Origin of the sequence: Methylobacterium sp. WL9 (assembly GCF_008040035.1) — a bacterium.
Taxonomy (GTDB): Bacteria; Pseudomonadota; Alphaproteobacteria; order Rhizobiales; family Beijerinckiaceae; genus Methylobacterium; species Methylobacterium thuringiense.
On the sequence record NZ_VRVE01000015.1, the window covers coordinates 33092 to 56183 of the forward strand.

Consider the following 23092-nt stretch of genomic DNA (forward strand, 5'->3'; position numbering starts at 1 on the left):
CTGCGAATGCGAATCACACGCGCTTTTCATCCCCGCCGAAGTGCAGCACAGGCGGCTTTCGTCACCGAACTGATATGCGGCGGCTGTAGGCCACCGGCATCACTTCGGACGGACACTGCCCATCATGTCGGACGCCATCGCCGCCGGGTCATCCCACGCGCGCCAACCCGCTCAGAGCAAAGGCGGGCCGCGCCTGGATCATGGCATCCATCCCGGCGGCGTCATCGTCTTCCTGCTGATTCTGATCGCCGGGCTCGGTTACGCCGTCGTCAGCCTCATCGCCGATATGAACGCGGTCGGCGAATCGCCGCTCGCCGTCGGCGCCTTCGCACTGCTCGGCCTCGCCCTGCTGATCGCGCTCGGCTTCGAGTTCGTGAACGGGTTTCACGATACCGCCAACGCGGTCGCGACCGTAATCTACACACACTCGATGCCGCCGCTCGTCGCGGTGGTCTGGTCCGGCACCTTCAACTTCCTCGGCGTGATGCTGTCGAGCGGCGCGGTGGCCTACGCCATCGTCACGCTGCTGCCGGTGGAGCTGATCCTCCAGGTCGGCTCGGGGGCGGGCTATGCGATGATTTTCTCGCTGCTCATCGCCGCGATCCTGTGGAACCTCGGCACCTGGGCGCTCGGCCTGCCGAACTCGTCCTCGCACGCCCTGATCGGCTCCGTGCTCGGCGTCGGCCTCGCCAACCAGCTGATGGGCGGCGGCGACGGCACCTCGGGCGTCGACTGGGCCCAGGCCTTCAAGGTGTTCCAGGCGCTGCTGTTCTCGCCGCTGATCGGCTTCGTGGCCGCCGCCCTGCTGCTCCTCGCCCTGAAATACACCGTGCGGAACAAGACGCTCTACGAGGCGCCGAAGGGCGAAGCGCCGCCGCCGCTCCTGATTCGCGGCCTGCTGATCCTGACCTGCACGCTGGTCTCGTTCTTCCACGGCGGCAACGACGGCCAGAAGGGCATGGGCCTGATCATGCTGATCCTGATCGGCGCGGCGCCCACGGCCTACGCCCTCAACCGCACCATGTCGGACGAGACCACCCCGGCCTTCATCGAGAAGTCGCAGGGCGCGAGCGCGGTGTTCGCGAGCCACGCCGATGGCCTGTCCGCCTCCACCGACGCCGCCGCGGCGCGCAAGGTCGTCGGCGACGCGTTGAAGACCAAGCACCTGAACACGCCGGACGTCTTCGCCGCCCTCGCGACACTCTCCAACGACATCGCGGCCTCGGTGAAGAATTACGGCTCGATCCGCCAGGTCCCGGCGGCGGCGACCTCGAACGTGCGCAACGACATGTACCTCGCCTCGGACGCGGTGCGCCTGCTCCCGGCCTCCGGCGCCACCCTGTCGGACGCGGACAAGGGCACCCTCAAGACCTACGCGAACCTGCTCAACGAGGGCACCCGCTTCATTCCCTCCTGGGTGAAGGTCTGCGTGGCGCTGGCGCTCGGCCTCGGCACCATGGTCGGCTGGAAGCGCATCGTGGTCACCGTCGGCGAGAAGATCGGCAAGACCCACCTCACCTACGCCCAGGGCGCCTCGGCGGAACTCGTCGCCGCCGGCACCATCGGGCTCGCCGAGGTCTACGGCCTGCCGGTCTCCACGACGCACATCCTGTCGAGCGGCGTGGCCGGCACCATGGCGGCCAACGGCTCCGGCCTGCAGGCCTCCACGGTGCGCAACATGGCACTCGCCTGGGTGCTGACGTTGCCCGCCGCGATCACGCTGGCCGGCGGCTTGTTCTTCATCCTGCGCCACGTGTTCTGACGCCCGGGACTTTGCGTTTCGCCGCCGCGTGAGGGAAGAGAGCGCTCCTTCTCAGCGGCGGAACGGCATGACACGCGTCCTCGTCACCGGCTCGGCCGGATTCATCGGCCACGCCCTGAGCCGCCGCCTTCTGGGCGACGGCCATGCCGTGACCGGCTTCGACGCGTTTTCGGACTATTACGACGTCGGCCTGAAGCGCGCGCGCCACGCCGAACTCGCCGCCTCCCCCAGCTTCGAAGCCGTGGAGGCGCGGCTCGAAACCCCAGGCGCGCTGCTCGACACGGTGGCGCGCACCCGCCCCGAAATCGTCGTCCATCTCGCGGCTCAGGCCGGCGTCCGCTACAGCATCGAGAACCCGCGCTCCTACGTCGAATCCAACCTGGTCGGCACCGCGAACCTGCTGGAGGCCGTGCGGGCGCATCCGGTGCGCCACCTGCTGCTGGCCTCGACGAGTTCCGCCTACGGCGGCGACACGCAGTCGCCGTCTCGGGAGACCGACCGGGCCGTCACGCCGGTCTCGTTCTACGCCGCCACCAAGCTCGCCACCGAGGCGATGGCGCATTCCTACGCTCACCTTTTCGAAGTTCCGACGACGGCTTTGCGATTCTTCACGGTCTACGGGCCGTGGGGCCGGCCGGACATGGCCCTGTTCCTGTTCACGAAAAAGATCCTGGCGCGGGAGCCGATCGAGGTGTTCTCCGGCGGCTCGGCGACGCGGGACTTCACCTATATCGACGACCTCGTCGAAGCGCTGGTCCGGGTGATGGACCGCATCCCGGCACAGCCCGGCGCGGGCGCTCCGGTCTGTGCGGCGGATACGCTGAGCCCGGTGGCCCCTTATCGCCTCGTCAACGTCGGCGGCGGCCGGCCGGTGCGGCTCGACCGGATGATCGAGATCCTTGAAGCGGCCCTCGGCCGGACGGCGCAGCGAATCTCCCTGCCCCTGCCGCCGGGCGACGTCTCCGCCACGCGGGCGAGCACCGAGCTGCTGCAGGCCCTGGTCGGCACGGTGCCGGAAACCCCGATCGAGGTCGGCCTGCCGGCCTTCGTGCGTTGGTACCGGGATTTCTACGGAGTCTGAGGACGATGGCCGGGCGAGTCTACTCGCCTGGGCAGACCCGCCGGCGCGTCCAGCGGGACCGCAGCGCGAGCAGCCCCTGCGCGGCGACCACGCCGATGCCGGCCGCCGCGGCCTTCACGACGAAGTCGGCGAGGCGACCGTGGCGGCTCGCGGTGAAGACCTGGCCGAATTCCAGCCCGGCCGCGATGCCGATTCCGGCGCAGAAGGCGAGCAGCCAGTGCCGCGGATAGGCCAGGGCCAGCAGAAAACCGAGCAGCGCATAGGCCAGAGCCCGCTCGATGTCCGCATCCTGGGTGACGACGGGGCGCAGGCCGATCGGCGCCAGCGTCACGAAGACGAGCGCAGCGACGAGCGTCCAGCACATCAGGCGCGCGAGCTTGAGCATCGTCTCTGGTGACCCGTACGACCGTGCCGGGTCAAGTGCGGTGCAGCAACGATCGTGTCCTACCCTTGTGCATGGATCCCGACCGATGGTCGGGATCCATGCGTCCGGCAGACAGTCGCCGTCGCGCGGGCAGACGGCGATGAGCGACGCTCGTCGCCGCCCGGTCTCACAGAGTGAAAGCGGCCACGAGCGCCAGCGGCAGGGCGAGCAGCGCGGCCGGGCGGATCCAGGATGGGCGGTACGAGGCGAGCGCTACAACGAGGAGCGCCCCGCCGGAGAGCGAGCCGAGCCACTGCACCGGACCGAAATTCCAGCCCTCCGCCATGACTGCGACGGCGAAGCACAGGGCGATGCCGGCCCAGCCCGCCGCCCTCAGCCCGAGCATCGTGCGCCGCGAGGGTTTGGCCGTGAACGCCGCGGCGTGGTGGCGGTTCATGCTCAGGCAGAGCGCGGCGAGCGCGGCGAAGCTCAGCGCGAGATTCGCGAGGAGGACGATCGGCGTCATGCTGGTCTCAGGCCTGTTCCAGGGCGTTTCTTCGAAGGGGAGCGACGGCCTGAGGCCGCCGCCGTCCCGGGGCTTCGACGCTGCGGGCCTTGTAGGCCGCGATGGCGAACAGGCCGGCGAGAGCGAGCATCGCCGCGTCGAACCAGAGATAGAGGGCATCGCCCGCGGCCGCGCTCGCCAGCGGATGGCGTCCGGTCGCGAGGCCGTTCACCACCGGCACCGCAAGGAACAGGGCGGCACAGGCGCCCAGCATCTCCCGCCAGACAGCGGCCTGCGGACGCAAGGCCGCATAGACGGCCGCCAGGATCCAGACCGCGAAGAACACGCCCACTTCCCAATCGGCCCGCGCGCCGAGCCCCACCGGCAGCAGGCGGTTGGCGAGAAAGTAGGCGGCGACCGCGGCGGGCAGGCCGGCGACGGTGCCGAGATTGAGCACCCGCACCAGCCGCAGGCCGAAGAACGGCGCCGCGCCGGGCGTCGGCAGCCGCGCGACGCTCCACAGAACCAGCCCGGTGCCCACCATCGCCGCGCCTGTCAGGCCGCACAGGAAGAACAGCACGCGCAGGGCCGGCCCGGCGAAATGCGCCTCGTGCAGGCCGACCATGGTGGTGAAGGTCTTGGACGCCGGCTTGAGGTTCGGGTTCAGCACCTGCAGCAGCGTGCCGGTCGCGCCCGCGAACGCCACCTGCGGATGCTGGTGGGAGAGCCCGTGCGGCTCCTCGAACACCGCGACGACCTTGGACTTGGCATCCCCCGGCATCTCGACGATGACCATTTCGAGGGGCTCGGAGACGCGCTCGAGCGCCTGGCGGACCATCGGGCCGACGGGGGCGAGCGTGCCGGGCTTGCCGGCCGGGGCCAGGGGAGCGGTGATCTGGCCCGTCTCCCCATAGAAGCGCATCGCGTCGCCCTTGTAGGCGGTGAGGACGCCCCAGGGCATGTAGATCAGCGCCAGCGTCGCGATGCCGGTGTAGGTGATCATCAGGTGGAACGGGATCGCGACTACACCGGCGACGTTGTGCGCATCGAGCCAGCTGCGCTGCGCCGATTTCGCGTGCCGCCGGAAGGTGAAGAAATCCGCGAAGATCCGTCGGTGCGTGATGATGCCGGACAGGAGCGTCACGAGCCCGATCATGGCGCAGATGCCGGCGATCCAGCGCCCAATCGTCGAGGGCAGGTTCAGCTCGAAGTGGAAGCGGTAGAAGAAGTCGCCGCCGAAGGTTTCCCGAACGGCGGGAGGGCCGCCCGTCGCGGGGTCGAGCCGGGCCGTCCCCGGCGGCAGCGCGAAATCCGTGAACCACATCAGTGCCACGGCCGGGTCGGCGGCGCTCGGCAGGGTCACGTACCAGGCGATGGCGTTCGGGGCCGCACCCTTGAGATGGGCGACCGCCGTCTCGGCCGCGCGGGCGAGGTCGTCCGGCGTCGGGACCTGCTGGACGACCGGCAGTTCGGGCCGCATCCAGCGCGAGACGTCGGCCCGGTAGTAAGTGGCCGTGCCGGTCACGAAGATGCAGAACAGCACCCAGCCGGCGACGAGTCCGGCCCAGCTGTGCAGCCACGCCATCGATTGGCGCAGGCCGTTCCTCATGCCGAGGCTCCCGCCCGCATGAGGACCCAGAGCCCCAGGCTCAGCGCGCCGACCGGCAGCGCGAGCCACAGGGTCGCGACCCGCAGCGACCGTGCCACGAAGACGAACAGCACGGCGACGGCCATCACGGTGAAGCTGAGCAGCGTCGCCGCGGTCACGGCCTCGGCCGGTTCGAGCGGCAGCGTCAGCGAGAGGACGGCGGTGGCGAGCGCCGCGAGCGCATAGCCGCCGACGATGGCGAGCAGCACGCGGCCTGCGACCCCCGCACGGTATCCCCGCCCCGTTCTCCGTCCTGTGCCCATCGGCTCCACCACAGGCCGACCGGCACCGCCGACGAAGCTCCTGCGCGTCGACGGCAGGTCTCCGGCTCGGGCGATCCGTCGGCATCCACGCCAGCGTGGATCGTGCGGTACCAGCCCGCTCGGGCACCCCGCAACAGGAATTTCATGGAACGATTCTAAGGCTTTGCGCCGGGATCGGTCTGCGGCCGGGGCGAACGGCTCCCTCGGACGCGGCGACGGGGAGCAGCACAGCTGTGCGTGGCCGGATCGGACTGCAGGCACGTCGCGCAAGGCGGAGCCGACGGACCGGCGGAGCTGAAAAGCCCCGTCAGGTCCGCCGACCACTCCGCGACCCGACTGGGGGGATCTCGGGGCGCTTCGTAATGGTCAAGCTACGCCGCGAATGATTCCCGAATGTTTCCGGCGGCCCTGCGCCCAGCGCCGAAGCCGACGAATTGCGCCGCCGCGTCACATCAGGCCGGCTCGGATCGGGAATCGCGGGCGCGCGCCCGGCGGTGCCACACGGCGTCGGCATCGTGGTCACACCACACCCCATTCTCGCGCATCGCGCGTCGACGCACGTCCGGGACGTCGCCGCATCCCCCATCTGGGTGATGAAACACGCAATTTCGCATGCTTTGACGGATCATCGACGGCGATGGGGTTGGGACCGATGCGATATCTGGAGACATTGCCCGCGTGGGCGGCACGGCAGCGCAGCCGCCGCCTCGTCCGGCACAGCGACGAGAAGGTCGTGCGCTGGATCGGCCACAATCAGGCCGCGAAGGACGAGCCCGGCAAGCCGGCCCCCGAGCCTTCGAGCAACGACAACGTGGTCACCTTCGCGCCGATGCGGACCGCCCAGGCGCACTGACCAGGTGCACTGACGTCGTCAGGGCTCGTCCCCGCATCCACTCGGCCCGCTCCGTCGCCTCGGAGCCGGGCCGCTCTCGTGAGCGGGCTCAGGCCAGGGCGAGCCGGCCGGCGAGCAGGGCCAGGCCGACGACGATCCAGGTGACGTAGTCGCCGATGAGCCCGCTATGGGCCACGTCGAGCAGGCGGAACGGGCTGGCCGTAGCGCCGCCGAGCTTCAGCAAGGCCCTCGGCAGATGGCCGCGCGAGAGGTCGTAGCCGGCCAGCGCGACGGCCAGCACCACCGAGAGCCAGGGCAGCCAGGCGATGCCGTGCGGCAGCGCGGCTTGCGGCTCGGTCAAGTGCAGAAAATTCGGCACGGCGTTACGCACGAGGTCTTCGACCGGCCCGGCGGGCGCGGCGAGGTTGAGAGCCAGCAGGACAAGGCAGGGCGCCAGCATCAGCCAGAGCGGGCGGTCCGCCTTCTCCTGCTCATCCTCGCTCGGGGCGCGCGCCTCGTCGCCCGCGACCGCGCCCCAGCCGAGGAAGATCCGGCCGGCCCCGCGCAACACCGCCGCCCCGGTCAGGCCGCAGCCGAGGACGGTAGCGACCAGTGCGACGCGGTGGCCGCGCTCGTCCAGCGCGCCCTGCATCAGATGCGTGCCCTGGTCGAGCAGCCCGACGGGAAGCCCAGCGAGCAGCAGCCCGCCGAGCGCCATGGCGATGCCGGCCGGCTCGATGCCGCGCCCGAGGCCGCGCAGGCCGATCTCGTCGATGCTGGCACGGGTGGCGAGCAGGATGCCGGCCACCATGAACAGCGCGCCCTTCACCAGCCCGTGGCCGACGAGATAAACGAGCAACCCGCCGGCACCGGCCTGCGAGAGCACGCCGATGCCGAGGATCATGATGCCGGCATGGCTGATCGTCGAGAAGGCCAGCATCCGCTTGAGGTGGCGCTGGCGCAACGCCATCACCCCACCAAGGATCGCGGTGAGCGAGCCGAGCCCGATCATCGCGTCCGCAAGCGCCGCCATGATGCGGTCGCTGCCGGAGAACACGACCCAGGTCAGCTTGGCGAGACCGAACAAGCCGAGCGAGACCATCGCGCCGGAAAAGATCACCGAGACCGGGCTCGGCGCGACCGCATGGGCGTCGGCGAGCCAGAACTGGAACGGCACCATCGCGGCCTTGATCATCAGCGCCACCGCGATCAGGCAGAAGGCGGCGGCCACGACCGGATCGCGGGCATTCGCCGCCACCGCCAACCGCAGGCCCTCGAAATCGAGGGTGCCGGCACGGGCGTAGATCAGGCCGATGCCGCCGAGCATCATGAAGCCGGCGAGGCTGTTGGTGACCGTGAAGTTCAGCGCGCCCGAGAGCGCCGAGCCCTCGAGCCGGTAGGCGGTGAGCGCGAAGGCCGCCACCGACATCACCTCGAACCAGACGAACAGGTTGAACAGGTCGCGGGTGAAGCAGAAGCCGGTCATCGCCGCGAGAAACAGCAGCATCAGCACCTGGAAGTGCCCGTGCACGTTGGTGAAGTAGCCCCAGGCGAAGACGAAGGCGGCGGCGTAGAGCAGGCCGATGAAGGCCGCGATCCAGGCGCTGGCCGCATCGATCTGAAAGCCGATGCCCACCGCATGCCCGTCCCGCGGCGTCCAGCCGCCGAACCAGTAGACCAGCGGTCCGGATTCGGTTGCGCGCAGCGCGATCAGCACGCAGAGCCCCGAGGCGACGAGCGCCGTGATCGTCGCGAGGATGTCGGGCATGTAGTGATGCAGGCGCTTCGACAGCATCAGGATCAGGGCGCAGACCGCGAGCGGGATCGCCACCGGCAGCGGCGGCAGCACGCTGCTCGGGATCGCGTCGAGGAGGCTCACCGTTGCGGTCTTTCGATCCGACCCTTGCAGGCATCCGTCGCCTGCTGCTCCTGCATCGGGGCGAGCTCTTCCGGGTCGAGGGTGCCGCGGCGCTTGTGCACCTGGATCGCCATGACCAGGAGCAGCGCCGTCAGGGTCGCGCCGACAACGATGTCGGTGAGGACCAGCGCCTGAACCACCGGGTCGACCGCGGGTGTCCCGGGCGGGTGGTCGTAGAAGATCGGGGCGACGGAATCCCAGCGATAGCCGACCGCGAGCAGCAGCACGTAGGTCGCCGACTGGCAGACCCCGAGACAGCCGACGAGGTGGATGTAGTTGCGGCTCGTGACGATGCCGTAGAGCCCGACCGTAAACAGCCAGGCGGCGACGACGAAGGGCAGGCCGCTCATGATGGGAGTCATTCGCTCGGCGTATCCTCGCCCTCGGCCGGCTCGCGCGTCTCCTCCATGAACTCCAGGAAAAGTTGCGTGAAACCGCCGGTGACGGCGAGCGCCACGCCGAGATTCTCGATGAGGATCAGGCCGCCGGAGAGCATATTTTTGTAGGTCCCGAGCGGCAGCACATTCTCCATGAAGGCCGCGCCGACGAGCATCGGGCCGAGCCCGCAGAGCGTGAAGACCAGCGCGCCGCCGCCCTCCATGGCGTCGAGCCAGCCGCTGAGCACGCTGCGCCGCCAGCCGGCATAGCCCTCGCCGAGGTAGATCAGCATCGTGCCCGATGCGAGGATGACGCCGCCCTGGAAGCCGCCGCCCGGGGTCACCGTGGCGTGCAGCACGATGTAGAGGCCGAACACCGCGATCAGCGGTCCGAAAATCCGGCAGACGAGCGTCACGGCCTCGGCCCGCGGCACGAGAGGCCTGCCGGGCAGGCGGATCGCCGTGTCGGCGGTATCAGTGCCGCGCTGGCCGCGCAGCAGCACGACCGTGCCGGCGATGGCCGCGAGCAGCATGAACTCTTCGCCCAGCGTATCGAGTCCGCGAATGTCGAAGTTGATCGCGCTGACCATGTTGGCGACCCGCCTTTCGGCCGGCCCGATCTGGTTGATCAACTCGCCATAGGCCGGGATCTCGCTGCCGAAGCCGGGGATGTGCCCGATCACCGAGCCGAAGCACGGCACCAGAACCAGGGTGGCGAGCCCGAGCAGGATCAGACGCAAGCGCAGGCTCACGCGTCATCCCCCCGCCGGCTGGTGCGCACCGAGGCGATGGCGACGAGGAAGAGCAGCGGCACCACGACGGTGCCGACGGCGAGCTCCGACAGCGCGACGTCGGGCGCCTGGAGCGCCAGGAAGAGCAGCGTCAGCACCAGCCCGTTGACGGAGATGGCGAAAACCTGCCGGCGCGGCTCGCGCACCAGCACGATGCAGGTGCCGGTCACCGCCGCGAGCAGCAGGAGCAGGGCGAGCAGCACGCTCACGCCTTGCGGCCCTCGCGGATCAAAAGCGCGCGGCCGGTGGCGTGCGACAGCGCCGCGCCCGCGACGATCAACAGGAGCGTCAGGCCGAGCACCTTCATCGAGCGTACCGAGACGCCGTCGGCGACGAAGCAGGCGAGGGTCAGGCCTCCGCCTCCGGCGATGTTGACGAAGCTCACCGCATGCAGACGGTCGAGCGCCGTCGGCAGGCGCAGGGTCGCGAGGCAGCCGAGCCAGACCGACGCGACGGTCGGGACGAGGACGGCCCAAAGCAGGAGATTGCTGCCGCTCACAGCCAGCGTTCCACGAAGACCGCAACGAGGAGCGAGCCCGGCAGGCCGAGCAGCGCCAGGGCGATCGCGAGATCGATCGAAGACGGCTGGTCGATGGCGAAGGTGGTGAGCACGACGGCGAACACCGTCACCGTGGTCGCGAGCTGCGCGGCCGCGAAGCGTTGCGCGATGGTGCCGCGCAGGGCCGCCGCGACGGCCATGCCCAGAGGCGGCAGCAGCGCGCAGAGCGCGGCGACCCAGAGCAGCGGCGGATTCACGCGCGGCCATCCGTGGGCAGGATCGCGTGGACGCGGATCCAGCCGCGGTCCGGTTCGAGCCGCAGCACGTAGGTGTCCGGCGACAGCGAGGTCGCCAGCACGGCGATGGCGCGGGCACCGGCCACCTGTGGGCCCTCGCCGTCGAGGGGACAGTGCGCGGCGCGAGCCGACGTCATCGCCCGGTCCTCCCCGGCGACGTCGCCCCGCACGATGGCCCGCATCAGGTGGACACCCACACGCCACGTCTCTCCGGGCAGTCTCGCGAGAGCGGTCAGGAGCGGTTTCAAGGCGGAGGCGCGGATCACGAGGTGATGATCGCCGCAACGGCCGATCTGCCAGACCCAGATCGCCCCGAGGCCCCCGCAGAGGACGGCCGCGCCGACCTCGTTCACATTCAGGCTACCGGCGAGGACGAGATAGACGCCCGCGAGCACGACCCAGACACGACCCAGCTCGACCATCCGGCGGACCCGCTCCGGCAACGCTCGCGATCTGCAACGGACTTGTCCTCGAACGGTTCCGCACTGTCCCGACCGGCCAGGCCCGGCAGCCTCAAGAACAGAACGGCCCTGAAATCAGTGATCGGTCCGGGCATGACCCTTGGCACCTGATCCGGCAGGGTTCATGCTTGCCCGACACGCCGCCACAGAAGCGGCCACGGGAGCCGCGCTTTCTGCCGACGAACCGGCAGCTCCGTCGCCGGAAAGCGCTCCAGCCTTGGAGGAACGCCCATGCTCGCCGCCAACCGTCTCATCAAATCCGCCTGGATCGCAGTCGAACTCGATCACGACCGCTGCGAACGTATCCTCGTCGTCGAGGCCTATATTGCCGTCAGCCCGCTGGAGAAGGACTACGATCCGGTGCGCTACCAGAAGGTCGTCGAGGATGTGCGCCGCGTGCTCGCGGCCAATCCCGACATCGACCGCGCCTCGATCCTGAGCATGCACCGCGACACGGCCTGCACGGCACTGTTCCGCTCGTCACCGGCCGGAATGAAAGCCCCCGACACGGCGAGTGCGGCCTAATCCAGCGGAGCCTCCGCCGGATCGGCGACCGGGGCCTCGCCCGCCGCCGGGTCTGTCGCCCCGTTGCCGGACCTGCCGTGCGTCCGGCGCTCGGCGCCGCCGCAGCCCAGGCAGACCGATCCGATCACGCGCTTGGTGCGTGCATCCATGCGCCTGTCCATGGCGACCTGCCGGTTGAGCGCGTCTTCGTTCGCCCGCGGCAGGGCCGAGGGCGCGGCCCGCAGCGGCGACAGGCCGCCCGACGGGCGGGGGCCCGTATCCACGTCCTGCGCCGAGACGCCGGCGCAACCCGCGAGCAGCACCGCCACACCGATCGTCATCCGCATGAAGACATCTCCACCGACTCGCGCCGACGGTGCCGGGTGAATTCGCTCATTTCGGGGCGATGTCTCAGGGCCGGCGAAGAGGACGGTCGTGGGGTAATCCGCGATCGTCCGCTCCGTCAGGTCCCGATCATCCGATCTCGAGGACCGGCGGCTCCCAGGCGGCGACGCGATGGCGGCCCTCGTCGGTGATCTGCCAGGTTGCGAAGGTGCCGCCGAGATGCGGCCCGGCCTGGGTGCCGACCCAGCGCAGGTTGCCGTTCCGTTCGAGAACGCGGAGGCGGGCATGGTCGCGCGGCCAGTCGCGGTCCGGATTTTGCTTGATCGAGATGCGGCCTTCGATGGCGACGGCAGCCTTGTTCAGAAGACGTCGGGAATGCAGGGGCATGCTGGCTCCTTCGTTCGGGAAGTCTCAAGGGGGTGGGACGCGGATACGGTTGCGCAGCGGGTCGTAACCCGGCCGGCGCCGGCAGATCGTGCCCGGACCCGACACACACCTGCCGCCAGCGACGTCCTGATGACGTCGACGGCAGCCGGACGGATCGTTGCACACAGTCTTCTGCGCTCGCGGCCCGGCATGCCGGAAACGCGAACGCCTCGCTCATGAAGGCCGGGGCGCATGCGCGACCCGACGAGAACCCGCGGACGGATTCAGGGTGTGAGCGTCAATGCGTTTCCGAGCGCCGGGTTTCATCCGGCGTTTCGAGAACACGATTCAGCCAGAAGGCCGGTTGCGAACCTGGCTGAGGCATCAGCCCCCAGGGTCGCGAAGCGCCGGGTCGGCGCGGTCCTGCTTCGGACACGTCCCGTCGAGCATGGGGCTCTCCCCGTCGAATCGGTGGTCGAAAGCGCCGGAGCGCAAAAGAAGCTTAGCCATTCGTGACCGCAGCGCAACCCGCATCGACGGCAATACGGGATTTCGAAGGCAGAAGCTTGGCCGAGCACGATCGCGCATGCCATGGATTGTGTCGCGTGCGGCGGGGTACAACGGCTGCGGGAGATCCCTCGATGAAGGCCAGGATGCAGGAGCTGCTCGGGCTGCTGACGATGGTCGTCGAGCGCGTCGGCGCCGCCAACGCGCGCACGGCGCAGGCCGAGAGCCGGGCGGAGCGGATGAGCCTGATGCTCGACGCGCTGTCCGATGAGAACGCAGCCCTGCAGACCGAGCTGGACCAGGCCGAGGAGACCGCGCAGGCATCAGCCGAGACGATCCGCTCCCTGCGCGAGCAGGTCGAGGCCGGCGAACGGCTGGCCGAGATGCTCGAAGCCCGCGCCACGGAAGCGGAGCTGCGCATTCATCGGGCGGCCGATGCGCTGAGGCTGTCCGCCGCCGCCGATCCGTCGGTGCCGGGAGCCGAAGCGCCTCGTCCCTCGCTCGCCCTGCACTGAACGACCCGTGCCGCCGGGGCAAGCACCCGGCAGCCTCCCTATCGCACGACGACGTTCGGCTTGATGGTCTCGTAGTCCTGGCGTTTGAGCACGCGCCGCGTGAGCAGCTCCTCGGGGGCGGCATAGGGCCGGTTGGCGATGATCGTCTTTCCGATCATCCCGGCGCCGAGCGCGTTGAGCGCCTCCACCGGCGCGGTGTTCAAGTCGATACCTTCGCCGGCTACCGGTGCCTCGATCGGCGCTTCGGCGGGCGTGTCGGGACTGGGCGGCGTGAGCGCGGCGGAACGCTCCGGTGCCGGCGCGGCCGGCGCAGGTGCGGTGTCCACGGGTGCCTGCCGGCTCATTGCGGGCGGGGGCGCACTCTCGGGCGATTGGGGCCGAGCCGCCGCCGTCGGCCGGCCGCCCGGATAGACAGAGCGCACGCCGGGCTCCGTCGGCTCGGCGAGCGTCGGCTCCATCGGCTTCGGCCGACGGGCCGGCGCTTCGACGGTGGGCGGCGGCACGGCGGCCTGCGTCGTCGCGGAGCGGGGACCGAAGGCCTGCCACAAACCGGCGAGCGCCGCGGCCAGCGCCACGAGGGTGAACCCGAGAAACAGCGTGGAAGCCTTCATAGGCGGCAATCGAGTCCTTCTTGGAGGGTCGGGCGCGACACGCGCGTCTGCACGGGCTTATCTGGCAGACCACCGATCGACGCCACCCCGGCCGGCAAACGGTTCGCGGCCGACACAGTCCCGGTCCGAGCCGGATTTGCGGATGTCAGCTCCGCTTGATTCCGGCCCGGCGCACGCCGCTGGATCCGGTGCCGTCGAGGGTGCCCGCGATGGTTCGCGCCACGGCGACGAGGGCCGTCACCATCGGCGTCGCAGGGTCCCGGCGTGGCGCGACGAGGCCGATCACATGCGTCAGATCCGGCTCGACGATCGGGATCGAGCGCACACCCTCCGTCGGCCCCAGGGCGTCGGCGAGAATCGCCGGCATGATGCTCGCCCATTGAAGGGTGCGCACATGGGTCATCAGTACGATCATCGAGTTCGATTCGAGGGTCGGGGCCGGCTCGCCCCCCGCGGCACGGAGCTGCTGGTCGATGATGCGCCGGTTCTGCATGTTAGGCGTCAGCAGGCAGAGCGGCATACGCCCAGCCTCCGCCCAGGTGATCGAGTCACGGTCGTCGTAGGGGCCGCCGGCTGCCGTGAGCAGACGATAATGCTCGGTATAGAGCGGGACCGCGATCACCCGGCCTGTCGGCTCGTTGTCGAGATAGGTCAGGCCGGCATCGGCCTCGAGATCGTCGAGCAGCTGGAAGATGTCGGCCGAGGTCGTCGATTCGATGGTGAAGCGTACGCCGGGATGGCGCTTGCGGTAGGGCGTTGTCAGCGCGGCGACCATCGGCAGCGCGGTCGGAACCGCAGCGATGCGCAGGTTGCCGGTCAGTCCGCGCTTCAGGGACGAGACGTCCTCGTGCATGGCGCGGGCGTCGGCGACGATGCGGCGGGCCCAGGCCAGCACCCGCTCGCCCTCCGGCGTAAAGCCCTGGAAGCGCGAGCCGCGCAGCACGAGTTGCACGCCGAAGCGGTTCTCCAGCTGCTTCACGCCGGCGGACAGGGTCTGCTGCGTGACGTTGCAGGCTTCCGCAGCCCGCCCGAAATGCTCTTCGCGGGAGAGCGCGAGCAGGTAGTCCAGCTTCTCGATCACCCCGTCCACCGCGCCGGCCCGCCCGCAGGCGCGGACCCGACGGTGGTAGAGCGATGCCGTGGTGCGCTCAACAGGCTGCTTGGCGCGGCCTGTTGAGCGTCGGGGTCAGCCCGCGTCGCTGGCGCCCTCGCCGACGAGCTGCGGATCGCGCGTGGCGGGCCGCACCGGGCTCTCGGATTTCGGCTCCTCCGAAAGTGCCTTGACCACCAGCGGATCGACCTTGTCGCCCCCCGCCGGCAAATACGCCGTGAGCGCGCGGATCATCTTCGGCGCCCAGAAGGCGACGAGGTGCTTGTGGATGCCCGCGACCGCCTCGTCCTCCGGATAGGTCCGGAAGAACGTGGCGATCTGGTTCGCCATGCGGACGAGCTTTTCATCGTTGGTGAGCGCACTCATCGCCGGGGCTTACTCCGCCGCCTGCTGGGCTTCGGCGATGCGCGTCAACGAGAAATCCTCCTCGTAGAACCGCGCCTGCCAATCGGACGGGCGGTTGGTGCGGCGGACCTGGACCGCGGTCACCTTGTACTCGGGGCAATTGGTAGCCCAGTCCGAGAAGTCGGTGGTGATCACGTTGGCGCCGGTCTTGGCGTGGTGGAAGGTCGTGTAAACCACGCCCGGCTGCATGCGCTCGGTGATCTTGGCCCTGAGCGCGATGTCGCCCGAGCGGCTCTCCAGGGCGACGAGATCGTCGTTGACGATGCCGCGCACCTCCGCGTCGAACGGATGGATCTCCAGCACGTCCTCCTCGTGCCAGCGCGAGTTCTCCGTGCGGCGGGTCTGCGCGCCGACATTATACTGCGACAGGATACGGCCGGTGGTCAGGATCAGCGGGAACTTCGCCCCCGTGCGCTCCTCGGTGGCGACGTATTCCGTGATCATGAAGCGGCCCTTGCCGCGCACGAACCGGTCGACGTGCATCATCGGGGTGCCCTGGGGCGCCTTGTCGTTGCACGGCCACTGGATCGAGCCGAGTTCGTCGAGCTTGGCGAAGCTGACGCCGGCGAAGCTCGGGGTCAGCGCCGCGATCTCGTCCATGATCTCGGAGGGGTGGTTGTACTCCATCTTGTAGCCCAGCGCGTTGGAGAGCAGCACCGTGCCCTCCCAGTCGCCGTAGCCGCCCTTGGGCGCCATGACCTTGCGCACGCGGGAGATGCGGCGCTCGGCATTAGTGAAGGTGCCGTCCTTCTCGAGGAACGAGGCGCCCGGCAGGAAGACGTGGGCGTATTTCGCGGTCTCGTTCAGGAACAGATCCTGGATCACGATGCACTCCATGGCCATGAGGCCGGAGGTGACGTGATGCGTGTCGGGGTCCGACTGCGCGATGTCCTCGCCCTGGATGTACATGCCCTTGAAGGCGCCATCGACGGCCTCGTCGAGCATGTTGGTGATGCGCAGGCCCGGCGCGTTGTCGAGCTTTGCGCCCCACAGGGCCTCGAAGCTCTCGCGGGTGGAATCGTCCGAGACGTGGCGGTAGCCAGGCAGCTCGTGCGGGAACGAGCCCATGTCGCAGGAGCCCTGCACGTTGTTCTGGCCGCGCAGCGGGTTCACGCCGGCGCCGACCATGCCGATGTTGCCGGTGGCCATGGCGATGTTGGCCATGCCCATGACCATGGTCGAGCCCTGGCTGTGCTCGGTGACGCCGAGGCCGTAATAGATCGCACCGTTGCCGCCGGTGGCGTAGAGGCGCGCCGCGGCGCGCAGGTCCGCTGCATTGACGCCGGTGAAGGCCTCGGCCGATTCCGGCGAGTTGCGCTCCTCGGCGATGAACCGGGCCCAGGATTCGAACTCGGCGAGGTCGCAGCGCTCGCGGACGTAAGCCTCGTCGATCAGGCCTTCGGTGACGATGACGTGGGCGAAGGCATTGATGAACGCGACGTTGGAGCCGGGCTTCAGCGGCAGGTGGTAATCGGCCTTGATGTGCGGCGACTTCACGAGGTCGATCTTGCGCGGATCTGCGACGATGAGCCGGGCGCCCTCGCGGATGCGCTTCTTCATGCGCGAGGCGAAGACCGGGTGGCCGTCGGTCGGGTTCGCGCCGATGACGAGGATCACGTCGGACTTCTCGACGGATTTGAAGTCCTGCGTGCCGGCCGAGGTGCCGAGCGTCGACATCAGGCCGTAGCCGGTCGGCGAATGGCAGACGCGGGCGCAGGTATCGACGTTGTTGTTGCCGAAGGCGGCGCGCACGAGCTTCTGGACGAGGTAGGCCTCCTCGTTGGTGCAGCGCGACGAGGTGATGCCGCCGACCGAGTCCTTGCCGTACTTCGCCTGGATTCGCTTGAACTCGGAGGCGGCGCGATCGATCGCGACCTCCCACGAGACTTCCTGCCAGGGGTCCGTGATCTTGTCGCGGATCATCGGCTTGGTGATGCGGTCCTTGTGGGTCGAGTAGCCGTAGGCGAAGCGGCCCTTGACGCAGCTATGGCCCTCGTTGGCCTTGCCGTCCTTGAACGGCACCATGCGGATGACCTTGTCGCCCTGCATCTCGGCCTTGAACGAGCAGCCGACGCCGCAATAGGCGCAGGTGGTCACGGCCGAGTGATCGGGCTGGCCGAACTCGTGGACCGACTTCTCCTGCAGGGTCGCGGTCGGGCAGGCCTGGACGCAGGCGCCGCAAGACACGCATTCGGACTGCATGAAGTTGGTCGGACCCGCCGCCACGCGGCTGTCGAAGCCGCGGCCCGAGATCGTCAGCGCGAAGGTTCCCTGCGTCTCCTCGCAGGCGCGGACGCAGCGGTTGCAGACGATGCACTTCGAGGGATCGTAGGTGAAGTAAGGGTTCGACTCGTCCTTCGGCAGGTACTTCTCGGAGGTCGGCTTGACGTGGTTCTCGCCGTCGTAGCCGTAGCGGACGCCGCGCAGGCCGACTTGGCCCGCCGTGTCCTGCAGCTCGCAATCGCCGTTGGCCGCGCAGGACAGGCAGTCGAGCGGGTGGTCGGAGATGTAGAGCTCCATCACGCCCTTACGCAGGCGGTGCAGCTTGTCCGTCTGTGTCTTCACCACCATGCCGTCCTCGGCCGGCGTGGTGCAGGAGGCCGGCGTGCCGCGGCGGCCCTCGATCTCGACGAGGCACATCCGGCAGGACCCGAACGGCTCCAGCGAATCCGTCGCGCAGAGCTTCGGGATCTTGGTGCCCATGTGCATCGCAGCCGACATCACCGAGGTGCCCGCGGGCACGGTGACGGTCTCGCCGTCGATGGTCAGGCTCACCGTCTTCTCGCTGACGCGGATCGGCGTGCCGTAGTCGATTTCCTTGATGAGGCTCATGGCTGCTTCCTCACTCGGCCGCGATCGGCAGCGAGCTGCCGCGCGTAAAATCTTCGGGGAAATGCGTGATCGCGCTCATCACCGGCATGGGGGTCAACCCGCCCATGGCGCAGAGCGATCCGTCGGTCATGATCTCGCAGAGATCCTTGACCAGCTCGATGTTGGCCTCGGGGCGGTTGCCCGCGATGACCTTGTCCATGGTCTCGACGCCGCGCGTCGCGCCGATGCGGCAGGGGGTGCACTTGCCGCAGGATTCGGTGGCGCAGAACTCGAAGGCGAAGCGCGCTTGCTTGGCCATGTCGACGGTGTCGTCAAACACGACGATGCCGCCATGCCCGACGAGGCCCTTGGCCGCCGCCATCTTCTCGTAGTCCAGCGGCGTATCGAGGAGGTTGTCGGGGAAGTAGGCGCCGAGGGGGCCGCCGACCTGCACCGCCCGCACCGGCCGGCCGGAGAAGGTGCCGCCACCGAAATCCTCGATGATCTCGCGGATCGTGATGCCGAAGGCGTACTCGATCAGGCCACCCTGCTTGATGTTGCCGGCAAGCTGGATCGGCAGCGTGCCGAGCGAGCGGCCCATGCCGTACTCGGCATAGGCCTTGGCGCCGTGCTCCAGGATCCACGGCACCGCCGTGAAGGTCATGACGTTGTTGACCAGCGTCGGCTTGCCCATGAAGCCCTTGAGGGCCGGGATCGGCGGCTTGGCGCGCACGAGCCCGCGGCGGCCCTCCAGGCTCTCCAGCAGCGAGGTCTCCTCGCCGCAGATATAGGCGCCGGCCCCGAGGCGAACCTCCAGGTGGAAGGTCTTGCCGGAGCCCAGGATGTTCTCGCCGAGGGTGCCCGCCTTGACGCCGTTGGCGATGGCGTCGCGCATGGTGCGGAACGCCTGCGGGTATTCCGAACGGCAATAGATGTAGCCGCGGGTCGCGCCGACGGCGACGGCGGCGATGGTCATGCCCTCGATCAGGTTGAAGGGGTCGCCCTCCATCATGATGCGGTCGGCGAAGGTACCGGAATCGCCTTCGTCCGCGTTGCAGACCACGTATTTGCGCTCGTTCTCGGCGAGCATCACCGTGTTCCACTTGATGCCGGCCGGGAAGCCGGCGCCGCCGCGTCCGCGCAGCCCTGAATCCTTGACCTGCTCGACGACTTTCGCCGGCTCGAGCTTCAGCGCGGCTTCGAGGCCGCGATAGCCGCCATGCGCCCGGTAATCCTCGACGGAGACCGGATCGACCACGCCGCAGCGATGGAAGGTCAGGCGGTGCTGGCGCTTGAGGAAGGGAATCTCTTCCGGGTTACCGAGGCGCAGCGCATGCGCGCCGCCCTCATGCAGGCCGGCATCGAGCAGGCCTTCGACGTCGGCATGGGTCACAGGACCGTAGGCGATGCGGCCCTCCGGCGTCGCGACCTCGATCATCGGCTCGAGCCAGAGCATGCCGCGGGTGCCGGTGCGGACGATCTCGACGTCGAGACCGCGCTGTTCGGCGCCGGAAAAGATCTCGCGGGCGACGCGGTTGGCGCCGAGGCCGAGGGCGACGGCGTCCTTGGGGACGAAGATCTTAATGCTCATGCCCGGGACTCCTTCAAAGCGGCGTCCAGGCTGTCGGCGCTGAGGCGCGCGAGGGGCTCCTCGCCGATCATCGCGGCAGGGCCGTTGGAGCAGAGACCGAGGCAATAGACCGGCTCGACCGTGACCTCGCCGTCGGCGGTGGTGCCGTGCCAGTCGATGCCGAGACGCTGCAGGATCTCGCCATGCAGCCGGTCCGAACCCATGGCCTGACAGGCCTCGGCGCGGCAGAGCTTCACCTGCTGGCGTCCGGCCGGCGCCTTGCGGAAGTCGTGGTAGAACGTGATGCAGCCATGCACTTCGGCGCGCGAGAGGTTCAGCGCGTCGGCGATGATCGGCACCGCGGCCTCGTCGACGTAGCCAAATTCCTCCTGCAAGGCGTGCAAGATCGGGAGCGTCGCGCCTTCGAGGTGCTTATGCTCGGCGACGATCCCAGCCGCGCGCGAAGCGCTCCAAGGCTCGGGACTCGACATGTTTTCCTACCCAAATTGGTCTTGTTCTAAAAGCCAATTGAACAGGAAAGGCGATATAATTCAATCAAACGGACCCGTCGGGCGACAAAAGATTTTTGTCAGACGCGATCGAGCCGTAGCAGCTGCATGACCTCAGGCCAGGCATCGGATGCATCACCGCGCGTGCGTACTCGTATCTCGCCACGTCGATGACTTTGCCACTGCGATGCCGAAGCGATCGGGGTCAGCGGTCCGCGTCTTGCCGGCCGAGACCGTGCCGCCGTCGAAGAGGGACGCACCGAGAGCATGGTCGGAACGGGAATGCATGAGGACGACAAGCCCGAGCGCTGAGGCGCTCCCGGACGCGCATTCGCGTTTGCCAGCGGCGAAGGACTCGAAGACTCGAAGCCTGCAACCATTGATATGACGGCTTTTCTTTACGGTTCTCCCAGCATGGTCTCGGCCAGACGTCATGGCCGCGGAGGCCTGCCGCGCGGTTCCCGACGACCGCGTCCGAGAACCGAGCCGGTATGAGCCACGGGCCAATCCAGTCTCAGGACGACCACGGCATCGCCGACTGGCCCGGCGCCCTCGGCCCGCGTCCACCCTTGCCCGACACGCTTCCGGACGGACGGCCCTGGCCGCAGATCGTCGTCGTCATCCTGCCGGGGGCGGGAGAATCCGAAGACGCGGCAACGCTCGCCTCGGTGGCGGCCCAAGCCTATCCGCGCCTGAGCCACGTCCTCTGCCGGGACGTATCGCAAGCCGGCAAAGCGATCGGCATCGCCTGTGCCGGTTCGAACACGGACTTCCTGCTCTGGCTCGCGGCCGGCGACCTGCTCGCGCCGGGCGCGCTCGCTGCCCTCTGCCTGGAAGCGGTGCTGACGGGCGCGGGCGCCGTCGCAGGGCTCCGCGTGCTGTTCGACCGCGGCGTCCACGGTCTCGACGTGCTCGGCGACCCGGCGGCACCGCTGTCGGAGGCAGGCGGCCGGTCCGGCTGCGGGGACATCCTGGTCTCCCGCACGGCGATGCTGCGCCTCGCGCTTACCGAGACGAACCCTCCGCCTTCCTCGGCCGTACTCTGGCAGAGCCTCGCGGCTGCCGACATCCGGCTGTCGCGGATCGGGCGGCCGGTCCTGCTCCGGCGCGACCCGGCGGGCGAGACCGCGGCCGCAGGCCTGTCCGTCGTTTCGCTGACCGATCTCGGCTACGGCGGCGGTGCCGGCATCGCCCATCGCCGGCTCGCCGAAGCGCTTGATCTGGCAGGCCACCGCATCACCCATGTCCGGCTCGCCGACGAATCCCCGCCCGCGGCGGCGGAATGGACCGACGCCTTCCCGCGGACCGAGTCCGCGATCCTGGCGGGACGGCACGACCTCGTGCTCGCGGGCAACCTCCACGGCGCGACCCGCGTCGGCGGCGTGATCGAACGCCTCGCGGCGGAAGTGCCGACGGCGCTCGCGCTGCACGACCTCTTCGCGCTGACCGGACGCTGCGCGCATCCCAAGGATTGCGCGGTGATCGCCACCGGCTGCGACGCGCGCTGCCCGACGCCGACAGAATATCCGCAGCTTGGCCCGGCCCGCATCGCCGCCGCCCATGCCGGGAAGCGCCGGCTCCTCACCGGGTCCGCCGCCCCGCTGCTGCTGGCCAATTCGGACTGGACGGAGGCTCGTGCCCGCGCGCTCGCGCCGGACCGAACCACGATCGCACCCGTTCAACTGGCCTTCCCGACCGGCGTGTTTCGCCCCCGCGACCGTGCAGCCCTGCGGCGGCAGCTCGGCCTGCCCGAGACCGACATCCTCGTGCTGTTCGCCGCCGTGATCGCGGATGCGCCCGACAAGGGTTTCGACGACCTCGTCGCCACCATGGCGCGGGTCGCCCGGCCCGGCATCGGCTTCGTCGCGGTCGGGCGCCTCGACGACCCGAGCGTGTTCGGCCTCGCCAACCTCCACGCGCCCGGCCCGATCGGCGACGAGGAGATCCTCGCGCAATGGTACGCCGCCTGCGACGTCTACCTGACGGCGAGCCGGCTCGAGACCCTCGGGCAGACGCCGATCGAAGCGGGCCTGTGCGGGACGCCGACGGTGGCCTACCGGGCCACCGGCCTCACCTCGGCGGTGATCGACGGCGTCACGGGCCTCCTCGTCGATCCGCGCACAGGCACGCTCGCCGAGGGCCTTGAGGCGTTGATCGCGGACGCGCCCCGCCGCCGCCGGCTCGGCGCCTTCGCGCGGATCGTGCTGGAGAGCCGGTTCAGCCACGCCGCCGCGGCCATCTCGCTGCACGAGGCCTTCGCCGGATGGGCCGGCATGCCCTCGGTCGCGCCGCGCGCCCGGCTGACGTTCCGGCCGACCATGCTCGGACGATTCGCCTTCGCGAAGGACCGCCATGCCGGTGCGACCGGACTGGTGGCCGCGCCTTCGCGCCCGATCGTCCGCAACCTGCGGCGGGCCAAACAGGCCGTGTTCGGACGCGGCATGCCGCTCTGGATGCGCCGTACCCTCTACGCCGCCACGCTCCTGCGCCGCGGCACCTCCCGCCGGACGGTTTCGCGATGACGGAGCGTCCCGCCCTGCCCCGCCGCGTCTACATCGATCAGACCAACATGCGCGGGCATGTCACCGGCATCGAGCGGGTCGCCCTCGACCTGTTCGCACCCGAACGGCTGGCGCCGCACGAGGTCCGGGCCCTGCGCAGCCCGAGCCTCCTGCGGATGATGCTCGACCAGCACATCGCCGTGCCGGCGCGCGGGCTCGCCGACCGCTCGGCCCTGTTCGTGTTTCCCGGCTTCCCGCCCGGGCCGCTGGCGCTGGCGCTCGGACGCCGCTGCGTCACCTACATTCACGACACCTTCCTGCTGACCCGGCCGCAGGACCTGAACTGGCGCGCCCGGGCCTACATGGCGCCGAGCTTCGCCCTCGCCATGCGCCTCGGCCGGACCTTCCTGGTGAATTCGCGGACCACCGGGGAGGATCTGCGCAGGCTCTGCCGCCGCGATGCCCTGGTGGCGCTGCTGCGGCCGGCGGTGCGCGACGTCTTCGGCCTCGCCGGCCTCGCCGGGCCGGCCGCCTACGTGG

At 69.5% G+C, this 23092-nt stretch carries 25 protein-coding genes and 1 pseudogene; 7 read left to right on the top strand and 19 right to left on the bottom strand.

The window, feature by feature from the left end; genetic code table 11:
• The first annotated feature begins 124 nt into the window (after nt 1-124).
• Both FV217_RS07875 and FV217_RS07880 read left to right on the top strand, forming a co-directional pair.
• Nucleotides 125-1762, top strand: coding sequence for an inorganic phosphate transporter (locus tag FV217_RS07875; RefSeq protein WP_147816641.1), 1638 nt, complete (start codon nt 125-127; stop codon nt 1760-1762).
• Between the two features lie 67 nt (nt 1763-1829).
• Nucleotides 1830-2843 (top strand): NAD-dependent epimerase/dehydratase family protein, encoded by a 1014-nt coding sequence (locus FV217_RS07880; protein WP_147816642.1) that lies wholly within the window; start codon nt 1830-1832, stop codon nt 2841-2843.
• Between the two features lie 19 nt (nt 2844-2862).
• Here the strand turns inward: FV217_RS07880 and FV217_RS07885 are convergent, their stop codons facing one another.
• The 4 genes from FV217_RS07885 to FV217_RS07900 all read right to left on the bottom strand — a co-directional run bounded on the left by FV217_RS07885 (nt 2863) and on the right by FV217_RS07900 (nt 5623).
• A complete protein-coding gene (locus tag FV217_RS07885) occupies nt 2863-3228 on the bottom strand; it encodes a hypothetical protein (RefSeq protein ID WP_147816643.1) in 366 nt (121 codons plus the stop codon).
• Between the two features lie 166 nt (nt 3229-3394).
• A complete protein-coding gene (locus FV217_RS07890; protein ID WP_147816644.1) occupies nt 3395-3733 on the bottom strand; it encodes a DUF3325 domain-containing protein in 339 nt (112 codons plus the stop codon).
• Between the two features lie 7 nt (nt 3734-3740).
• On the bottom strand, nt 3741-5321 hold the full coding sequence (locus FV217_RS07895; protein ID WP_147816645.1) for a PepSY-associated TM helix domain-containing protein: 1581 nt from the start codon (nt 5319-5321) through the stop codon (nt 3741-3743).
• The gene (locus FV217_RS07900) at nt 5318-5623 is read right to left on the bottom strand and encodes an iron transporter (protein WP_147816646.1); all 306 of its coding nucleotides are present in this window, start codon (nt 5621-5623) and stop codon (nt 5318-5320) included. The genes FV217_RS07895 and FV217_RS07900 overlap by 4 nt, the downstream gene beginning before the upstream one ends.
• Before the next feature lie 670 nt (nt 5624-6293).
• On the opposite strand from FV217_RS07900, the gene FV217_RS07905 reads away from it, so the two are divergent.
• On the top strand, nt 6294-6476 hold the full coding sequence (locus FV217_RS07905) for a hypothetical protein (RefSeq protein ID WP_147816647.1): 183 nt from the start codon (nt 6294-6296) through the stop codon (nt 6474-6476).
• 88 nt (nt 6477-6564) lie between these two features.
• Here the strand turns inward: FV217_RS07905 and FV217_RS07910 are convergent, their stop codons facing one another.
• Genes FV217_RS07910 through FV217_RS07940 form a run of 7 tightly spaced genes read right to left on the bottom strand, consistent with a single transcriptional unit; the run spans nt 6565 to nt 10758 of the window.
• Nucleotides 6565-8334: a proton-conducting transporter membrane subunit gene (locus FV217_RS07910; protein WP_246682737.1), complete on the bottom strand. Its 1770-nt coding sequence runs from the start codon at nt 8332-8334 to the stop codon at nt 6565-6567.
• A complete protein-coding gene (locus FV217_RS07915; protein WP_187272478.1) occupies nt 8331-8735 on the bottom strand; it encodes a cation:proton antiporter subunit C in 405 nt (134 codons plus the stop codon). Before FV217_RS07915 ends, FV217_RS07910 begins: the two co-directional genes overlap by 4 nt.
• Complete coding sequence (locus FV217_RS07920; protein ID WP_147816648.1) at nt 8732-9502, bottom strand: MnhB domain-containing protein; 771 nt, start codon at nt 9500-9502, stop codon at nt 8732-8734. The genes FV217_RS07915 and FV217_RS07920 overlap by 4 nt, the downstream gene beginning before the upstream one ends.
• The gene (locus FV217_RS07925; protein WP_147816649.1) at nt 9499-9750 is read right to left on the bottom strand and encodes a DUF4040 domain-containing protein; all 252 of its coding nucleotides are present in this window, start codon (nt 9748-9750) and stop codon (nt 9499-9501) included. Before FV217_RS07925 ends, FV217_RS07920 begins: the two co-directional genes overlap by 4 nt.
• Nucleotides 9747-10040: a monovalent cation/H(+) antiporter subunit G gene (locus FV217_RS07930; protein WP_147816650.1), complete on the bottom strand. Its 294-nt coding sequence runs from the start codon at nt 10038-10040 to the stop codon at nt 9747-9749. Before FV217_RS07930 ends, FV217_RS07925 begins: the two co-directional genes overlap by 4 nt.
• Nucleotides 10037-10297, bottom strand: coding sequence for a hypothetical protein (locus tag FV217_RS07935; protein WP_246682738.1), 261 nt, complete (start codon nt 10295-10297; stop codon nt 10037-10039). Before FV217_RS07935 ends, FV217_RS07930 begins: the two co-directional genes overlap by 4 nt.
• On the bottom strand, nt 10294-10758 hold the full coding sequence (locus tag FV217_RS07940) for a Na+/H+ antiporter subunit E (RefSeq protein ID WP_147816651.1): 465 nt from the start codon (nt 10756-10758) through the stop codon (nt 10294-10296). The genes FV217_RS07935 and FV217_RS07940 overlap by 4 nt, the downstream gene beginning before the upstream one ends.
• Nucleotides 10759-11028: 270 nt before the next feature.
• Here FV217_RS07940 and FV217_RS07945 point away from each other — a divergent pair, with 270 nt between their 5' ends.
• A complete protein-coding gene (locus tag FV217_RS07945) occupies nt 11029-11322 on the top strand; it encodes a hypothetical protein (protein ID WP_147816652.1) in 294 nt (97 codons plus the stop codon).
• Here the strand turns inward: FV217_RS07945 and FV217_RS07950 are convergent.
• Both FV217_RS07950 and FV217_RS07955 read right to left on the bottom strand, forming a co-directional pair.
• Nucleotides 11319-11648: a hypothetical protein gene (locus tag FV217_RS07950; RefSeq protein ID WP_147816653.1), complete on the bottom strand. Its 330-nt coding sequence runs from the start codon at nt 11646-11648 to the stop codon at nt 11319-11321. The genes FV217_RS07945 and FV217_RS07950 overlap by 4 nt on opposite strands.
• 127 nt (nt 11649-11775) lie before the next feature.
• The gene (locus FV217_RS07955; RefSeq protein ID WP_147816654.1) at nt 11776-12033 is read right to left on the bottom strand and encodes a hypothetical protein; all 258 of its coding nucleotides are present in this window, start codon (nt 12031-12033) and stop codon (nt 11776-11778) included.
• Between the two features lie 620 nt (nt 12034-12653).
• Between FV217_RS07955 and FV217_RS07960 the strand changes: the two genes are divergently transcribed.
• A complete protein-coding gene (locus FV217_RS07960; RefSeq protein WP_147816655.1) occupies nt 12654-13034 on the top strand; it encodes a hypothetical protein in 381 nt (126 codons plus the stop codon).
• 38 nt (nt 13035-13072) lie between these two features.
• Here the strand turns inward: FV217_RS07960 and FV217_RS07965 are convergent, their stop codons facing one another.
• The 6 genes from FV217_RS07965 to FV217_RS07990 all read right to left on the bottom strand — a co-directional run bounded on the left by FV217_RS07965 (nt 13073) and on the right by FV217_RS07990 (nt 20033).
• On the bottom strand, nt 13073-13645 hold the full coding sequence (locus FV217_RS07965) for a helix-hairpin-helix domain-containing protein (RefSeq protein WP_147816656.1): 573 nt from the start codon (nt 13643-13645) through the stop codon (nt 13073-13075).
• A 145-nt stretch (nt 13646-13790) separates the two neighbouring features.
• Nucleotides 13791-14726 carry a LysR family transcriptional regulator gene (locus tag FV217_RS07970; protein ID WP_147816657.1) on the bottom strand — a complete coding sequence of 312 codons (936 nt, stop codon included), beginning with the start codon at nt 14724-14726 and terminating at the stop codon, nt 13791-13793.
• 105 nt (nt 14727-14831) lie between these two features.
• Nucleotides 14832-15122: a formate dehydrogenase subunit delta gene (locus FV217_RS07975; RefSeq protein WP_147816658.1), complete on the bottom strand. Its 291-nt coding sequence runs from the start codon at nt 15120-15122 to the stop codon at nt 14832-14834.
• A gap of 9 nt (nt 15123-15131) precedes the next feature.
• Nucleotides 15132-17993 (bottom strand): formate dehydrogenase subunit alpha, encoded by a 2862-nt coding sequence (fdhF, locus tag FV217_RS07980; protein WP_147816659.1) that lies wholly within the window; start codon nt 17991-17993, stop codon nt 15132-15134.
• Nucleotides 17994-18003: 10 nt separating this feature from the next.
• Nucleotides 18004-19563, bottom strand: coding sequence for a formate dehydrogenase beta subunit (locus FV217_RS07985; RefSeq protein ID WP_147816660.1), 1560 nt, complete (start codon nt 19561-19563; stop codon nt 18004-18006).
• Nucleotides 19560-20033 (bottom strand): formate dehydrogenase subunit gamma, encoded by a 474-nt coding sequence (locus FV217_RS07990; protein WP_147816661.1) that lies wholly within the window; start codon nt 20031-20033, stop codon nt 19560-19562. The genes FV217_RS07985 and FV217_RS07990 overlap by 4 nt, the downstream gene beginning before the upstream one ends.
• Nucleotides 20034-20542: 509 nt before the next feature.
• Here FV217_RS07990 and FV217_RS07995 point away from each other — a divergent pair.
• Together FV217_RS07995 and FV217_RS08000 are read left to right on the top strand one after the other, a co-directional pair.
• A complete protein-coding gene (locus FV217_RS07995) occupies nt 20543-22573 on the top strand; it encodes a glycosyltransferase (RefSeq protein WP_246682739.1) in 2031 nt (676 codons plus the stop codon).
• Nucleotides 22570-23092 (top strand): annotated as a pseudogene (locus FV217_RS08000) (glycosyl transferase family 1); the annotation flags it as partial. The gene FV217_RS07995 and the pseudogene FV217_RS08000, both read left to right, overlap by 4 nt.

Excerpts from the sequence above, each read along its gene's own strand:
- FV217_RS07875 (WP_147816641.1), top strand. The coding sequence starts at position 125 with ATGTCGGACGCCATCGCCGCCGGGTCATCCCACGCGCGCCAACCCGCT.
- FV217_RS07880 (WP_147816642.1), top strand. The coding sequence starts at position 1,830 with ATGACACGCGTCCTCGTCACCGGCTCGGCCGGATTCATCGGCCACGCC.
- FV217_RS07885 (WP_147816643.1), bottom strand. The coding sequence starts at position 3,228 with ATGCTCAAGCTCGCGCGCCTGATGTGCTGGACGCTCGTCGCTGCGCTC.
- FV217_RS07890 (WP_147816644.1), bottom strand. The coding sequence starts at position 3,733 with ATGACGCCGATCGTCCTCCTCGCGAATCTCGCGCTGAGCTTCGCCGCG.
- FV217_RS07895 (WP_147816645.1), bottom strand. The coding sequence starts at position 5,321 with ATGAGGAACGGCCTGCGCCAATCGATGGCGTGGCTGCACAGCTGGGCC.
- FV217_RS07900 (WP_147816646.1), bottom strand. The coding sequence starts at position 5,623 with ATGGGCACAGGACGGAGAACGGGGCGGGGATACCGTGCGGGGGTCGCA.
- FV217_RS07915 (WP_187272478.1), bottom strand. The coding sequence starts at position 8,735 with ATGACTCCCATCATGAGCGGCCTGCCCTTCGTCGTCGCCGCCTGGCTG.
- FV217_RS07940 (WP_147816651.1), bottom strand. The coding sequence starts at position 10,758 with ATGGTCGAGCTGGGTCGTGTCTGGGTCGTGCTCGCGGGCGTCTATCTC.
- FV217_RS07945 (WP_147816652.1), top strand. The coding sequence starts at position 11,029 with ATGCTCGCCGCCAACCGTCTCATCAAATCCGCCTGGATCGCAGTCGAA.
- FV217_RS07950 (WP_147816653.1), bottom strand. The coding sequence starts at position 11,648 with ATGCGGATGACGATCGGTGTGGCGGTGCTGCTCGCGGGTTGCGCCGGC.
- FV217_RS07955 (WP_147816654.1), bottom strand. The coding sequence starts at position 12,033 with ATGCCCCTGCATTCCCGACGTCTTCTGAACAAGGCTGCCGTCGCCATC.
- FV217_RS07960 (WP_147816655.1), top strand. The coding sequence starts at position 12,654 with ATGAAGGCCAGGATGCAGGAGCTGCTCGGGCTGCTGACGATGGTCGTC.
- FV217_RS07965 (WP_147816656.1), bottom strand. The coding sequence starts at position 13,645 with ATGAAGGCTTCCACGCTGTTTCTCGGGTTCACCCTCGTGGCGCTGGCC.
- FV217_RS07975 (WP_147816658.1), bottom strand. The coding sequence starts at position 15,122 with ATGAGTGCGCTCACCAACGATGAAAAGCTCGTCCGCATGGCGAACCAG.
- fdhF (WP_147816659.1), bottom strand. The coding sequence starts at position 17,993 with ATGAGCCTCATCAAGGAAATCGACTACGGCACGCCGATCCGCGTCAGC.
- FV217_RS07985 (WP_147816660.1), bottom strand. The coding sequence starts at position 19,563 with ATGAGCATTAAGATCTTCGTCCCCAAGGACGCCGTCGCCCTCGGCCTC.
- FV217_RS07990 (WP_147816661.1), bottom strand. The coding sequence starts at position 20,033 with ATGTCGAGTCCCGAGCCTTGGAGCGCTTCGCGCGCGGCTGGGATCGTC.
- FV217_RS07995 (WP_246682739.1), top strand. The coding sequence starts at position 20,543 with ATGAGCCACGGGCCAATCCAGTCTCAGGACGACCACGGCATCGCCGAC.